The organism is Modestobacter lacusdianchii, from assembly GCF_054177765.1.
This window is the reverse complement of record NZ_JBJJTJ010000023.1, coordinates 54172-67283: the sequence shown is the minus strand read 5'-3', so window position 1 is coordinate 67283 and position 13112 is coordinate 54172. Positions and strand designations below refer to the sequence as shown.

Sequence of the window (13112 nt, the reverse complement as noted above, 5' to 3'; positions counted from 1 at the left end):
GGGACCCGATCGGGTCCCGGCGCCGTCGCGGTGCTGGTGGTCGCTGCGGCCGGAGGTGCTACAGCCGGACGTAGAGCCGGAGCGTCACGTAGGCGGCGATGGCGGCCAGGCCGACACCGGCCGCGGCGATGATCGGGGAGATCGCCGCGATCGCCGACCAGTCGACCGGCGGGATGATGCCCGCCTTGATCGGGCCGGCGAGGGTCTTGTCGACGAACAGGATCTTCGTCAGCACCAGGCCACCGATGGCCAGCCCGGCACCGATCAGGCCGGCGAGCGCGGCCTCCAGGATGAACGGCAGCTGGGTGTACCAGCGCGAGGCGCCGACCAGTCGCATGATGTTGGTCTCGTTGCGTCTGTTGAACGCGGCGAGCTGGATCGTGTTCGAGATCAGCAGCAACGCGGCCAGTGCCTGGACGACGGCCACCGCGATGGTGGCGTTGCGGGCGCCGTTGAGCAGGCTGAACAGCCGGTCGAGGAAGTCGCCCTCGTCGCGGACCTCGTCGACGCCGTTCTGCCCGTTGGGGAACTGCTCGGCGATGACCGGGTAGCGCTCGGGGTTGACCAGCTCGACCCGGAAGCTCTCCGGGAGGGCGTCCTCCGGGGTGTTCGCGACCAGCGCCGGCTGCTCCTGGAAGGCCTTCAGGAAGCGCTGGTAGGCATCGGCCTTGGACTCGTAGAGGTAGTCCGCGACCTCCGGGGAGGCGTCGAGCTGCGCGGCGATCGAGTCGCGCTGCTCGTCGGTCACCTCGTCGGCGAGGTAGATCGAGACCTGGATCTTCTCGTAGTAGATCTCCCGCATGTCGCCGATCATGTTGGCGATCAGCAGACCCGTGCCCATGAGCCCGAGCGAGATCCCGGTGGTCAGGATCATCGCGATCGTCATGGTCAGGTTCCGGCGCAGCCCGGCGGCCACCTCGGAGAGGACGAAGTTGACGCGCATCAGTTCCCTGTCGTGTCGTTCAGCGTGCGGCGAACGGTCGTCTCGACGGCCCGCACCTCAGCGGCCGACCCCGTAGACGCCGCGGCTCTGGTCGCGGCTGAGGACGCCGTCGTTCAGCTCGATCACGCGCCGCCGCATCGAGTCGACGATGTGGTAGTCGTGCGTGGCCATCACCACGGTGGTGCCGGTGCGGTTGATCCGCTCCAGCAGCAGCATGATGTCCTGGCTGGTCTCGGGGTCGAGGTTGCCGGTGGGCTCGTCGGCCAGCAGCACCAGCGGCCGGTTCACGAACGCCCGGGCGATCGCCACCCGCTGCTGCTCACCACCGGAGAGCTCACCGGGCAGCCGGTTCTCCTTGCCCTCCAGGCCCACCATCTCCAGCACCTCGGGGACGACGCGCTTGATGGTGCGCTGCGGCTTGTTGATCACCTCGAGGGCGAACGCCACGTTCTCGGCGACCGTCTTGTTGCGCAGCAGCCGGAAGTCCTGGAAGACGCAGCCCATCGTGCGGCGGAGCTTGGGCACCTGCCACTTGCTCATCGTGTTCAGGTTCTTGTCGTTGACCGTGATGACGCCCTTGGTGGGGTCGTCCTCCTTCAGCAGCAGCCGGAGGAAGGTCGACTTGCCCGAACCGGAGGACCCGATGAGGAAGACGAACTCACCCTTGTCGATCTGCATGGAGACGTCGTCCAGGGCCGGCCGTGGGCTGGTCGGGTACACCTTGGTGACGTGTTGCAATTCGATCACGAGGGACGACGGTACCTGCCGCGGACCGCATGATGGTCCGTCCGCTCGGCGCGGCGGCCAACTGTGTTCGCGCACAGTGACCAGGCCCAGGCCGGCCGATCACGTTCCGTCGCCCAGCCGGCCTGATGTGACCAGTTCCTCGGCCTCGACGGAGGACCTCCCTGCCCGACCCGCAGGCTCGCCGCGGGACCCTGCGGCGAGGCCCGAGGCACCGAGGTCCTTCCTCAGTTGGCCGGGGCCTCCTGCTGACGCCGCCAGCGGATGCCGGCCTCGATGAAGCTGTCGATGTCGCCGTCCAGGACGCTCGAGGGGTTGCCGCTCTCGACCTCGGTCCGCAGGTCCTTGACCATCTGGTACGGGTGCAGCACGTAGGAGCGCATCTGGTTGCCCCAGCTGCTGCCCTCGCCCTTCAGCGCGTCGAGCTCGGCCCGCTGCTCGGCCTGGCGGACGACGAGCAGCCGGGCCTGCAGCACCCGCAGCGCCGCGGCGCGGTTCTGGATCTGGGACTTCTCGTTCTGGCAGGAGACCACGATGCCGGTCGGGATGTGGGTCATCCGGACGGCGGAGTCGGTGGTGTTGACGCTCTGCCCACCGGGGCCCGAGGAGCGGAAGACGTCGACCCGGATCTCGTTCTCCGGGATGTCGACGTGGTCGGTCTGCTCGACGACGGGCAGCACCTCGACCCCGGCGAAGGAGGTCTGCCGGCGGCCCTGGTTGTCGAACGGGGAGATCCGCACCAGCCGGTGGGTGCCCTGCTCGACCGAGAGGGTGCCGTACGCGTAGGGGTGCTTGACCGCGAAGGTCGCCGACTTGATGCCGGCCTCCTCCGCGTAGGAGACGTCGTAGACCTCGGTCGGGTACTTGTGCCGCTCGGCCCAGCGCAGGTACATCCGCATCAGCATCTCGGCGAAGTCGGCGGCGTCGACGCCCCCGGCCTCCGAGCGGATGGTGACCAGCGCCTCGCGGGCGTCGTACTCCCCCGACAGCAGGGTGCGCACCTCGAGCTCGTCGAGCAGGGTGCGGATGCTGGTCAGCTCCCGCTCGGTCTCGGCGAGGGTGGCCTCGTCGCCCTCGTCGGCGGCCATCTCGTGCATCAGGCCGACGTCGTCGAGCCGGCTGCGCAGCTCCTCCACCCGGCGCAGGTCGCCCTGCAGGTAGGACAGCCGGGAGGTCACCGCCTGGGCGGCCTCCACGTCGTTCCAGAGGTCGGGGGCGGCGGCCTTCTGCTCGAGTTCGGCCACCTCCCTGCGCAGGTCATCGACCCGCATCACGGCCTCGATGGACTTCAGGGTCGTGTCGAGTTCGTCCAGGACGACGGAGAAGTCAGCGGCCACGACAGTCCAGGGTAGTGCGCTCCCCCGCCGGGTACGACCAGCGGCATGAGCACGTCACCACCGGACGACCGACGGACCCCGGACGACCTGACCGAGTACGAGCGCGACGACTTCCCCCGCGGGATCCCCGACTCCCAGCCCCGGATGCCCGAGGGGGGCGCCGGCGCGGCACGCAGCGCGCTCACCCTGCGGCTGGTGCTGGCCGCCTTCGGGCTGGTGCTGTGCGCCGTCCTCGCCGTCCTGGCCTTCTCCGCCGACGCCCCGGTGTTCCTGTCCGTCGCGCTGGTGGTGCTGGCGGTGATCGCCCTCGTCGACCTGGTGGTGGTGGCCCGCCGCAAGCTGCGCGGCGAACCGGGCTGACCCGGGAGCCGGGTCAGACGGACTGCAGCTGGACGGGGGCCGGGGGCCGCCCGCCGGCGCGCTCGGCCAGCCAGCCGGCCAGCTCGGCCGGTGGCATCGGGTGGGCGATGTGGAAGCCCTGCGCGTAGGTGCAGCCCAGCTCGGTCACCAGCTCCAGCTGGTCCGCGGTCTCGACGCCCTCGGCCAGGCTCCGCATGCCGCAGGCGGTGGCCAGGCCGACGACGGCCGCGATCGCCGCGGCCGACTCGCTGCGCCGGGTGGCCGTGGTGGCGATGAGGCTGCGGTCGAGCTTGAGCACCCCGGCCGGGATGGAGACCAGCTGGCTGAGCGAGGAGAAGCCGCTGCCGAAGTCGTCGATCGAGACCTCCACCCCGGAGATGCGCAGCTGGGCGAACTGCGCGGCGGCCCGCAACGGGTCCTCGGCGACGCTGGTCTCGGTGAGCTCCAGGATCAGCCGCTCCGGCGCCAGGCCGGCGGCCTCCAGCGCGTCGTGGACGTCGGCGACCAGCGTGCCGGTGCCGAAGTGCGCAGCGCTGATGTTGACCCCGGTGACCAGGGACAGCCCGTCGGCGTCCCAGGCGGCGGTCTGCCGCGCGGCCTCGCCGAGCACCCAGCGGGTCAGCGGGACGACGACGCCGTTCTGCTCGGCCAGCGGGATGAAGTCGCACGGCATCAGCAGGCCGCGCTCGGGGTGCTGCCAGCGCACCAGCGCCTCGACACCGAGGAACTGCCGGCTCGGCAGGTGGAGCACCGGCTGGTAGTGCAGCACCAGCTGACCGGCCTCGATGGCATCGCGCAGCTCGGCGGCCACGAGCACCTTCTGCTCGACCGCCGAGCGCAGGTCCGGGCTGAACACCCGCACCCGGTTGCGGCCGGCGCCCTTGGCCGCGTACATCGCCAGGTCGGCGTCCCGCACGAGGTCGGTGGAGCGCAGCCGGGTGCCCGCGGCGGCAGCGGCGACCCCGATGCTGACGGTGAGCCGGGTGGCCCGCTCGCCCAGCTGGAAGGGCTCGTCGAAGGTCGACTGGAACCGCTCGGCCAGCGCGAGCGCCCCCTCCACGTCGCAGTCGCGGCACAGCACGACGAACTCGTCGCCCCCGAGCCGGCCCACCGTGTCCTGCCCGCGGGTGCGGCTGGTCAGCCGGGTGGCCAGCTCACGCAGCAGGTGGTCGCCGACCTCGTGGCCGAGGGTGTCGTTGACGTCCTTGAACCCGTCGACGTCCAGGAACAGCACCGCGACCGGTCCGCGGTCGGCCCGCGCCAGCTCGGCGTCGATCAGCTGGTGCAGGTGTGCCCGGTTGGGCAGCTCGGTGAGGTGGTCGTGCCGGGCCTGCCAGGCCGAGGCCCGTTCCGCCGCGACCCGCGAGGTCACGTCGGTGTGGGTGACCACGACCCGGCCGGACTCGTCGGCCCGGGAGGCCTGCAGGTGGTACCAGCGCACCCCGGACGGGGTGGGCAGCGCGTAGTCGGCCGACACCAGGTCGCGCTCGCCGCGGGACAGCTCCTGGAGCCGGGCGATCCGCTGCTGGTTCAGCGCGTCGTCGGACAGGCTGAGCATCACCGCGAAGTAGTTGCCGCCGACGCCGACCCGCAGCCGGTCGTCGTCCATCAGGTCGCCGGCCGCCCGCCACGCGCTGTTGACCAGGAGCATCGTGCCGTCGGGGTCGATCAGGACCGTCGGTGAGGGCAGCGCGTCCAGCACCCCGGTCACCAGGCCGGCGTCGGCGTGCTCGGCACCCCGGTGCCGGCGGACGTCGTCAGGGAGCTGCGGTCCACCCGTTGCTCGCGGCACGTCCACCCCCTGGTCTGGAGCCTGCGGGCGGCCTGGCTGGCGCACCCGTGTCGCTGACTGCATCGACCGCAGCGCGACCACCTGTACCCCCGTGGCGCCGGATCGACCGGAAAGGGTGAAGGCCGCACGGGCGGCCGGCGTGTAGGCCGGCGTCTCCCCAGGGTAGGGGCTGCCGCATGAGCGAATCGACGACGATCGAGCTCGGTGGCGAGCAGTACCAGGTGCGGCGCGAGGGCGATGCGCTCAAGCTCGGCCGGCAGATCGGTGGTGACACCGTCTGGCTGGACGACGTCGAGGTGAGCCGGCTCCCCGGCCCGGCCCAGGAGGCGCTGGCCCGCGGCGACCACGCCGACCAGACGCTGCAGACGGCCCTGCTGGGGGTCGTGCAGGCCGAGGTCAACCGCGGCGGCTGATCTGCGGTTCTCTTGCGGTTGGCTGGAGCCGGCCGCGCGGAAGGCACCGGAGAGTCCGGGTCATGGACATCGAGACCGCCTTCGCCCTGCTCGCCGAGCTCGAACTGCGCGAGGTCGAGGAGCTGGACGCCGACTGGTTCGAGGCGGAGCTGCGCGACTGCCTGCCGCTGGCGGCCTGACCCGTCCTGCGACCGCGGCTCCCGGCGGGCACGCTGGAGGCCGTCGAGGGCCGCCGGTGTCCCTCGCCCCTGGAGGCCCGGACGCATGACCCTGCAGTACCGCTGCGACCAGTGCGCGGAGGTGGCCGAGGCCGCCGACGCCGTCGGCTGGGTGGAGGTGCGCCCCCTGGGCGGGCGCCCGTTCCTCCCGCCGGAGCCCACGCACCTGTGCCGGCTGTGCTGGGCGCGCACCACCGCGGCCGCCTCGCCGGGCAGCTGTGGGGGCGAGCAGCCCCAGGTCAGCGAGCACACCCAGAACCGCGACACCCTGCAGTGACCCCCGCCTGACGGTGCCCTCGGCCGGCCCGGTCAGCTGACCGAGGCCAGCGCGTCGGCCGGCGGCACCCGCAGCGCCGCCCGGGTGGGCAGCTCGATCGCGGCGAACGCGATCCCGGTGACCACCAGCGCGGCCACCGGCAGCAGCCACACCGGGCCGGCCGGCCAGGGCCGGTCCAGGAGGCCGAGGCCCAGCAGGGCCAGCGGCAGCGCCGAGACCAGCACCCCGGTGACCACCGCGGCGGCCGAGACGAGGCCCGCCTCCCGCCGCATCATCGTGCGCACCTGACGCGGGGTGGTGCCGGTCAGCCGCAGGGTGGCGATCTCATCCCGCCGCTGCGCCGTGGCGGCGACCAGCGCGTTGGCGATCCCCAGCAGCAGGTAGCCCAGCAGCACCCCGAGTACGGCGAGGTTGACCCACGTCTCCGGAGGCGCCGCGGGCCGGTCGCCGAGCGGGCCCTCGCCGTCCGGGCCCCCGCCGGCCACGGTGACCCCGGGCCGGCCGGCGGCGAGGCCGGCGAGGGCCCGGCCGGTGGCCGCGCTGCCGTCGGTGCGCACCAGCAGGCGCTGGGCCAGGCCGGTGGTGGTGTGCCCGGCGGCCAGGTCGGCGGAGAGGACGACGGAGCCGAAGCCCAGGCCGCGGTCGTAGCGCGCCACCACCCGCGCGTCGACCTCCGCGCCGTCCCCGAGCACGAGCTGCACGGAGCTGCCGACCGGCACGTCCCGGGCGACGGCGACCGTGGCGCCACGGAGGTCGGCGAGGTCGCCCTCGGTGACCCCCGGGTCGAGCACGTCGGCCGCGGCCGGGGTGAGCACCAGCGCCGGCTCGGCGGCGACCTCCTCCTCCCCCAGCACCCGCTGCGGCCAGAGCACCGTCGTCGAGCCGACCGGTGCGGCGGCCTCGACCCCGGGGGTGGCCCGCACCTCCTCGAGCAGGCCGGCCGGCACGCCGCCGAGGGCGTCGGCGGTGAGCGTGGTGTCGGCGCGGGTGCCGGCCCGGGTCTGCTCGGCCACGGCACCAGCCACCGTGGTCTGCGCGTAGGCATAGGTCAGCACGAACACCAGGGCCATCGCCAGGGTGGTGATCGCCCCGGCGGAGCGCAGCGCGTAGCCGTGCAGGTTGGCCACCGCCAGCCAGGACGGCGCCGAGACCCGCGCCGGCAGCCGGGTGGCCAGCCCGCCGCTGACCCGGCGGAGCATCGTCGGCCCGGCCAGGGCCAGGCCGATCGCGGCCACGATGCCGGCCAGCGAGGTGCCCGCGGCGCCGAGCGCCGAGGGCAGCAGCAGCGGCGGCACCGACAGTGGGACGGCGGCGACCAGCAGCAGCAACCCGGCGCGGTACCGGCCGCGGGAGGGCGTGCGCGGCCCGGTGCGGGCCTCCCCCAGCACGCTGGTCACCGGCTCCCGCGAGGTGCGCCAGGCGGCCGACCGCGCGGCGACCTGCACGACCAGGAGCAGCAGCACGGCGGCGGCCAGCGCCGGCAGCGGGCCCAGCGCCAGCGGGAGGGCCTCGGGCAGCATCCCGATGTGCACCAGCAGCCGGCGGAACTGCCCGGCGAGGGCGTACCCCAGGGCGATGCCCGGCAGCAGCGCGACCGCGGCGACCACGCTGGCCTGCGCGGCCACCAGCCGGCGCAGCTGCCGCGGCGTGGTGCCGATGGCGCGCAGCAGGGCGAGCTCGCGGCGCTGGCCACCGATGGAGACCGACAGCGCGCCGGCGATCAGGAAGCCGACGACCAGCAGCGGCACCCCGGCCAGCGAGCCGGCGAGCACGACCAGCATCGACCGGGCGGCGGTCGCCCCGGGCAGCGCGACGTCGCCGCGGTCGTCGCCGGTGCTGGCGACCACCCCGGCGGGCAGCAGCCGGCGGGCGGCCTCGGCGACGCCGTCCGGATCGGTGCTGACCCGCAGCCCGATCAGGTCGACCGAGCCGTGCACGCCCGCGGCGACGTCGTCGGCCAGCAGGACGCCCGCGCCCGGCGTGCCGACCACGGCGGTGACCCGGTACCGGCCCGGCTCGCCGGCGACGACCAGCTGCACCTGGTCACCGGGGCGCAGCCCGGCGGCGTCGGCCAGTGCGGCGTCGACGGCGACCTCGCCGGGGCCCTCGGGCGGGGTGCCGCGCACCTGCCGGTCGGCGAGCAGCCCGGTGGAGGACCAGCCGTGCCCGGCGGCGCGCGGGTCGGCGGTCTCCACGACGTCCCCGCTGTCAGAGACCAGCGCGGCCGGGAAGCTGACGTCGGCGATCGCGGCGTCCACGCCGGGCAGCTGCGCCAGCTCCTCGACCAGCCCGGCCGGCACGGCTGCGCGTTCGGGCAGGGCGACCGGCAGGTCACCGCCGGGGCGCAGGGTCTGGTCGGCGGAGACCAGCACGTCGGCGCCGGCGAGCCGGCCGGCCGGCAGGTGCGAGCGCAGCCCGGACTCGGCGAGCACCCCGGTGCCGGTGACGATGGCGGCCCCGCCGAACACCGCGCACAGCACAGCGATGAGCGCGGTCAGCCGGCGGCGGGCCATCGCGACGGCGAGGGAGAGCACGGCTCAGCCCTCCCGCAGCGCGACGAGGCGGGCGGCGAGGTCGGCGGCGGCGGGCCGCTCCAGGGTGTCGACGACCCGGCCGTCGGCCATCACCACGGCGCGGTGCGCGCGGGCGGCCGCGGCCGGGTCGTGGGTGACCATCACGACCGTCTGCCCGAGCTCGTCGACCAGCTCGCGCAGCAGGTCGAGCACCTCGGCGGCGCTGTGCAGGTCCAGGGCGCCGGTGGGCTCGTCGGCGAAGACGACGGCGGGCCGGGCGACCAGCGCCCGGGCGATCGCCGCGCGCTGCTGCTGGCCGCCGGAGAGCTCGGCCGGGCGGTGCCCGAGCCGGCCGGTGAGCCCGACCCGCTCGACCAGGTGCCGCACCCAGTCGGCGTCCAGCGGCCGGCCGGCCAGCCGCAGCGGCAGGGTGATGTTGTCGGCGACGGTGAGCGCGGGCAGCAGGTTGTAGGCCTGGAACACGAAGCCGATCCGGTCCCGGCGCAGCTCGGTGCGCCGGGTCTCGTCGAGCCGGCCGATCTCGGTGCCGGCCAGCAGCACCTCGCCGCTGGTGGGGGTGTCCAGCCCCGCGGCGCAGTGCAGCAGCGTGCTCTTGCCCGAGCCCGACGGCCCCATGACGGCGAGGAAGGTGCCCGGCGGCACCTCCAGGCTGACGTCGTCCAGGGCCCGGACGTCGTGGTCGTGGGTCCTGGTGACGTGCCGGAGCGCGACGGCGGCGGTGCCGGTGGCCGGCGGGGTGAGCGTGGTGCTCATCGGCCGCGGACGTGCAGGCTGATCAGCGTGATGCCGGTGGCGGCGGTGACCACGCCGAGGCCGATGCTGACCGCCAGCGGCACGACGCCGAAGGAGGTGATGGTGTTCGCAGCGACGCTGAGCACCAGCAGCGTCCAGAGCAGCGCGCGCAGCGGGTCGGCGCGGTGTGCCTTGGGCTCGCTGGGGGCGGGGGCGCCGGTCGTGGGGTCGGTGCGCAGGGCGTAGGGGTCGGGCACGGGGGGCTCCTCGGTCGTGGCTCGTTCGAGTCACTCCTGATCCTGGGCACGCGGCGGCCCCGCGCCGATCCCCCCGGCTGCCGACCTGGGGTACAGCAGGCTGCCGCTCCCGGGTCGCGCCGTCCGGCCGGCGGGGGGTCGGGGCCGGCCGCCGGACGGGTGTGACGGGTCATCGCGGGATCAACGTCCCGTCGTCGTCGGATCGTCATGTTCGTCCGGCACGCTCCTGACCATGACGGCGAGCCTCTCCATGACCAGGACCGACTCCGCCACCCACGTGGCCTCCAGCGCGCACGACCCGCGCAGCAGCGACCGGGTCACCCATGCCGTCGCCCGCCCGGTCGTCGACGGCCTGGACCAGTCGGTCTGCGGCGTGCTGGTCTCCGCCGTCGCCGACCAGGACTGGCTCGCCTTCCCGGGCACCGACCGCTGCCCGGAGTGCACCCGCATCGCCGGCTGACCCGCTCCGCCGTTGGTCACTCGTGGCTGCCTCCACGGTCGCGAGGCGGCCATGGGTGACCACCGGCGTCCGGTCAGCTTGGCGCGGCGACCTCCCGGAGGTGGCCGGCTGACAGGTGCAGCCGGCGGGTGATCTGCAGGTCGGCGAGGAAGCGCTCGTCGTGGCTCACCACCACGAAGGCGCCGCGGTAGGCGGTCAGCGCGCCGACCAGCTGGGCGACGCTGACCAGGTCGAGGTTGTTGGTCGGCTCGTCGAGCAGCAGCAGCTGCGGTGCCGGCTCGGCGTGCAGCACGCAGGCCAGCGTCGCCCGCAGCCGCTCGCCTCCCGACAGCGCCCGCACCGGCAGGTGCGCCCGGGCGCCGCGGAACAGGTACCGGGCCAGCAGGGTCAACCGCTGCGCGGTCGGCAGGCCAGGCGCGGCGTCGGCGAGGGCCTCGGCCACGGTGCGGTCGGGGTCGAGCAGGTCCAGCCGCTGGGAGAGGTACGCGGTCCGGCCCTCGGCCCGCCGGACGCCGCCGGCGTCCGGCGCGAGGTCCCCGGTGATCAGCTGCAGCAGCGAGGACTTGCCGGCGCCGTTCGGGCCGGTCAGCGCGATCCGCTCCGGTCCGCGGACGACGAGGTCGAGGCCGTTGCCGGCGAAGAGGCCCCGGACCTGCAACCCCTCGCCGGCGAACACGGTGCGCCCGGCCGGCACCGCGGTGCCCGGCAGCTCGAGGGCGATCGCCTGGTCGTCGCGCAGCGCACGCTCGGCCTCCGCCAGCCGGGTGCGGGCGCCGTCCAGGCGGGCGGCGTGCACGTCGTCGGCCTTGCCCGCCGACTCCTGGGCGGTGCGCTTCATCTTCCCGATGAGGATCTTCGGCAGCCCGGCGTCGGCGACGGTGCGGGCGGCGTTGCCCGACCTCTTCTGCGCCCGCTCGCGGGCCAGCTGCCGTTCGCGCTTCTCCCGTCTCACCTGCTGCTCGGCGGTGCGCACGTCGCGCTCCACCGCCTCCTGCTCGGCGCGGACGGCGATCTCGTAGTCGGTGAACCCGCCGCCGTAGGTGCGCAGCTCGCCGCGGTCGAGCTCGGCGATGCGGTCCATCCGGTCGAGCAGTGCGCGGTCGTGGCTGACCACCAGCAGGCAGCCGGCGACGTCGTCGAGCGCGGCGTACAGGGTGCGGCGCGCGTCGCCGTCCAGGTTGTTGGTCGGCTCGTCGAGCAGCAGGACGTCGGGACGCCTGAGCAGCTGTGCGGCCAGGCCGAGGGTGACCACCTGCCCGCCGCTGAGGGTGCCGAGCCGCCGGTCCAGGGTCACCGCACCGAGGCCGAGCCGGTCGAGCTGGGCGCGGGTGCGTTCCTCGACGTCCCAGTCGGTGCCGACGGTGGCGAAGTGCTCGTCGGCGGCGTCACCGGACTCGATGGCCGCCAGCGCGTGCAGCACCGGGGCGACCCCGAGCGCCTCGGCGACCGTGAGCCCACCGGACAGCGGCAGGGTCTGCGGGAGGTGCCCGAGCAGCCCCTCGACGGTGACGCCGCCGGCGGTCGGGCGGAGCTCGCCGGCGATCAGCCGGAGCAGCGTGCTCTTGCCGACGCCGTTGGGCGCCACCAGGCCGGTGCGGCCGGGCCCGAACGAACAGGAGAGCCCAACGAGGACCGGCGTGCCGTCGGGCCAGGCGAAGGACAGGGCGGAACAGACGACGGAGGCATCGGGCACAGGGGACCCCTGGAGGACGCGGGCGCACGGGGCGGCCCGGCGGTGGACGAGGACGACGGAGGCCACGGCGGCTGCGCTGCTCGCGCGCCGGCCGGGCACATCGGGCGGGGTTCACCCGCAGATGTCGTCGCTGCCGCCCATGTCGCTCGCTCCTGGCTCGGGGACGTTCGCCGCGGACCGTACGCCCGGGTCACGGATCCGCGCGACCGGTTTCCGCGCCCGCCGTCGTGCACCGGCCGTCGGGCCGCCGACGCTCAGCGCTCGACGGCGGGTTCAGCCGTCGACGTAGCGGTCGCGCTCGACGAGGAACTGGCCGGTGGCGGTGTTGGCGTCGATGAACTCCGGCAGCAGCGGGATGCGCACGGTCACCGTCACACAGACGGAGAACTCCTCCCCCGGTGTCAGCGACGGTGTCCAGCTCCCGGCCACGTCGCAGCCCGAGCCGGCCGGTGCGTAGGCCAGGACGACGTCGGTCGCCGCCACCGACTGGTCCTCCACCGCCAGCGCCACCGCCGCCTCCGCCCGCGCCTGCCCGGTGACCAGGTCCGGTGCGGTGCCCAGCGCCCGGCCGGCCTCCCGCGCCGCCGCGTTGGCCGCGAACACCCCGCGCTGCACCGCGGAGAAGCCGGCCACGATGTAGACCAGCGGCAGGAACACCACCAGCGCGATGAAGACGAACTCCACGATCGCCGATCCGCGCTCGGCCCCACTGCCCAGCCGCGCGCGCAGCCACCTCACGGCGCCTCCTCGACCGACCGCCCGGTCGCCGACAGCGGCAGCAGGTCGCCCAGCGGGGCGAACAGGCTGGGCACCGACCCGGCACACCGGACGACGACCAGCGTCAGCCCGGACTCGTCGACCTCCTGCCCCGACTCGCACGCCAACCCGGCCGCCGTCCCGGCCGAGGTCGCCCGCCCGACGATCTCCAACGTGCGCGGCGCGCCGGCCTCCGCGGGCACCCCGGCGTTGGCCGCGTACCGGGCGCCCTGCTGGGCGCTGGCGACGACCACGTTGCGCACGTGCACGTAGACCGCGACCTGCAGCACCGCCAGCAGCAGGCCCACCACGAGCACGCCGACCAGCACGAAGTCGACGACGGCGCTGCCCCGCTCCCGGTCGGCGGCGTGCGTGGCGGCCGGGTTCACTGCGCGGTGGTCACCGAGCTCAGCGCCGTCTGCACGGCCGAGACGATCGCCGTCCGGAACGGGATGAGGATGGCCAGCACGAGGGCCGCCGTCATCACCGTGATCATCACCCAGCCGGGGACGTCGCCCCGCTCGGGGTCCTCGCCGTCCAGCCGGTCGGTCAGCGCGGCGAGCGCGGTCATCAGGTACGCGTAGACGCGCATCCGT

The 13112-nt window shown here is 74.6% G+C and carries 15 protein-coding genes; 4 read left to right on the top strand and 11 right to left on the bottom strand.

All coding sequences use genetic code 11. The features are described from left to right. Positions 1-58 precede the first annotated feature (58 nt). The 3 genes from ftsX to prfB all read right to left on the bottom strand — a co-directional run bounded on the left by ftsX (position 59) and on the right by prfB (position 3024). Positions 59-943, bottom strand: a complete 885-nt coding sequence (ftsX, locus tag ACJTNH_RS15755) for a permease-like cell division protein FtsX (protein ID WP_458177275.1) — start codon at positions 941-943, stop codon at positions 59-61. A gap of 57 nt (positions 944-1000) precedes the next feature. Next, positions 1001-1690: a cell division ATP-binding protein FtsE gene (gene ftsE, locus ACJTNH_RS15750; protein WP_458177273.1), complete on the bottom strand. Its 690-nt coding sequence runs from the start codon at positions 1688-1690 to the stop codon at positions 1001-1003. 224 nt (positions 1691-1914) lie between these two features. Beyond that, complete coding sequence (gene prfB, locus ACJTNH_RS15745; RefSeq protein WP_458177271.1) at positions 1915-3024, bottom strand: peptide chain release factor 2; 1110 nt, start codon at positions 3022-3024, stop codon at positions 1915-1917. A gap of 45 nt (positions 3025-3069) precedes the next feature. Here prfB and ACJTNH_RS15740 point away from each other — a divergent pair, with 45 nt between their 5' ends. Then, a complete protein-coding gene (locus ACJTNH_RS15740) occupies positions 3070-3384 on the top strand; it encodes a DUF6343 family protein (RefSeq protein ID WP_458177269.1) in 315 nt (104 codons plus the stop codon). Positions 3385-3397: 13 nt separating this feature from the next. On the opposite strand, the gene ACJTNH_RS15735 is transcribed toward ACJTNH_RS15740, so the two are convergent. Then, positions 3398-5176, bottom strand: coding sequence for a putative bifunctional diguanylate cyclase/phosphodiesterase (locus tag ACJTNH_RS15735; RefSeq protein WP_458177267.1), 1779 nt, complete (start codon positions 5174-5176; stop codon positions 3398-3400). Between the two features lie 176 nt (positions 5177-5352). Between ACJTNH_RS15735 and ACJTNH_RS15730 the strand changes: the two genes are divergently transcribed. Together ACJTNH_RS15730 and ACJTNH_RS15725 are read left to right on the top strand one after the other, a co-directional pair. Beyond that, entirely contained in the window at positions 5353-5589 is a 237-nt protein-coding gene (locus tag ACJTNH_RS15730; protein WP_458177265.1) for a hypothetical protein, read from the top strand. Between the two features lie 264 nt (positions 5590-5853). Beyond that, positions 5854-6084, top strand: coding sequence for a hypothetical protein (locus tag ACJTNH_RS15725; protein ID WP_458177263.1), 231 nt, complete (start codon positions 5854-5856; stop codon positions 6082-6084). Positions 6085-6116: 32 nt separating this feature from the next. Here the strand turns inward: ACJTNH_RS15725 and ACJTNH_RS15720 are convergent, their stop codons facing one another. From ACJTNH_RS15720 to ACJTNH_RS15710, 3 genes are read right to left on the bottom strand one after another with little or no spacing between them, the layout of a single operon-like run. Continuing rightward, entirely contained in the window at positions 6117-8618 is a 2502-nt protein-coding gene (locus ACJTNH_RS15720; protein ID WP_458177260.1) for an FtsX-like permease family protein, read from the bottom strand. 3 nt (positions 8619-8621) lie between these two features. Further along, positions 8622-9371, bottom strand: coding sequence for an ABC transporter ATP-binding protein (locus tag ACJTNH_RS15715; RefSeq protein ID WP_458177259.1), 750 nt, complete (start codon positions 9369-9371; stop codon positions 8622-8624). After that, a complete protein-coding gene (locus tag ACJTNH_RS15710; protein WP_458177257.1) occupies positions 9368-9607 on the bottom strand; it encodes a hypothetical protein in 240 nt (79 codons plus the stop codon). The genes ACJTNH_RS15715 and ACJTNH_RS15710 overlap by 4 nt, the downstream gene beginning before the upstream one ends. Before the next feature lie 250 nt (positions 9608-9857). Between ACJTNH_RS15710 and ACJTNH_RS15705 the strand changes: the two genes are divergently transcribed. Next, complete coding sequence (locus tag ACJTNH_RS15705; RefSeq protein ID WP_458177255.1) at positions 9858-10067, top strand: hypothetical protein; 210 nt, start codon at positions 9858-9860, stop codon at positions 10065-10067. Positions 10068-10140: 73 nt separating this feature from the next. On the opposite strand, the gene ACJTNH_RS15700 is transcribed toward ACJTNH_RS15705, so the two are convergent. From ACJTNH_RS15700 to ACJTNH_RS15685, 4 genes are all read right to left on the bottom strand, one after another. After that, positions 10141-11760: an ABC-F family ATP-binding cassette domain-containing protein gene (locus ACJTNH_RS15700; protein ID WP_458177253.1), complete on the bottom strand. Its 1620-nt coding sequence runs from the start codon at positions 11758-11760 to the stop codon at positions 10141-10143. Positions 11761-12033: 273 nt separating this feature from the next. Next, positions 12034-12498 (bottom strand): hypothetical protein, encoded by a 465-nt coding sequence (locus ACJTNH_RS15695; RefSeq protein WP_458177251.1) that lies wholly within the window; start codon positions 12496-12498, stop codon positions 12034-12036. Then, positions 12495-12905 (bottom strand): TadE/TadG family type IV pilus assembly protein, encoded by a 411-nt coding sequence (locus tag ACJTNH_RS15690; RefSeq protein ID WP_458177249.1) that lies wholly within the window; start codon positions 12903-12905, stop codon positions 12495-12497. The genes ACJTNH_RS15695 and ACJTNH_RS15690 overlap by 4 nt, the downstream gene beginning before the upstream one ends. Beyond that, positions 12902-13108 carry a hypothetical protein gene (locus tag ACJTNH_RS15685; RefSeq protein WP_458177247.1) on the bottom strand — a complete coding sequence of 69 codons (207 nt, stop codon included), beginning with the start codon at positions 13106-13108 and terminating at the stop codon, positions 12902-12904. The genes ACJTNH_RS15690 and ACJTNH_RS15685 overlap by 4 nt, the downstream gene beginning before the upstream one ends. Between the last annotated feature and the right edge of the window lie 4 nt (positions 13109-13112).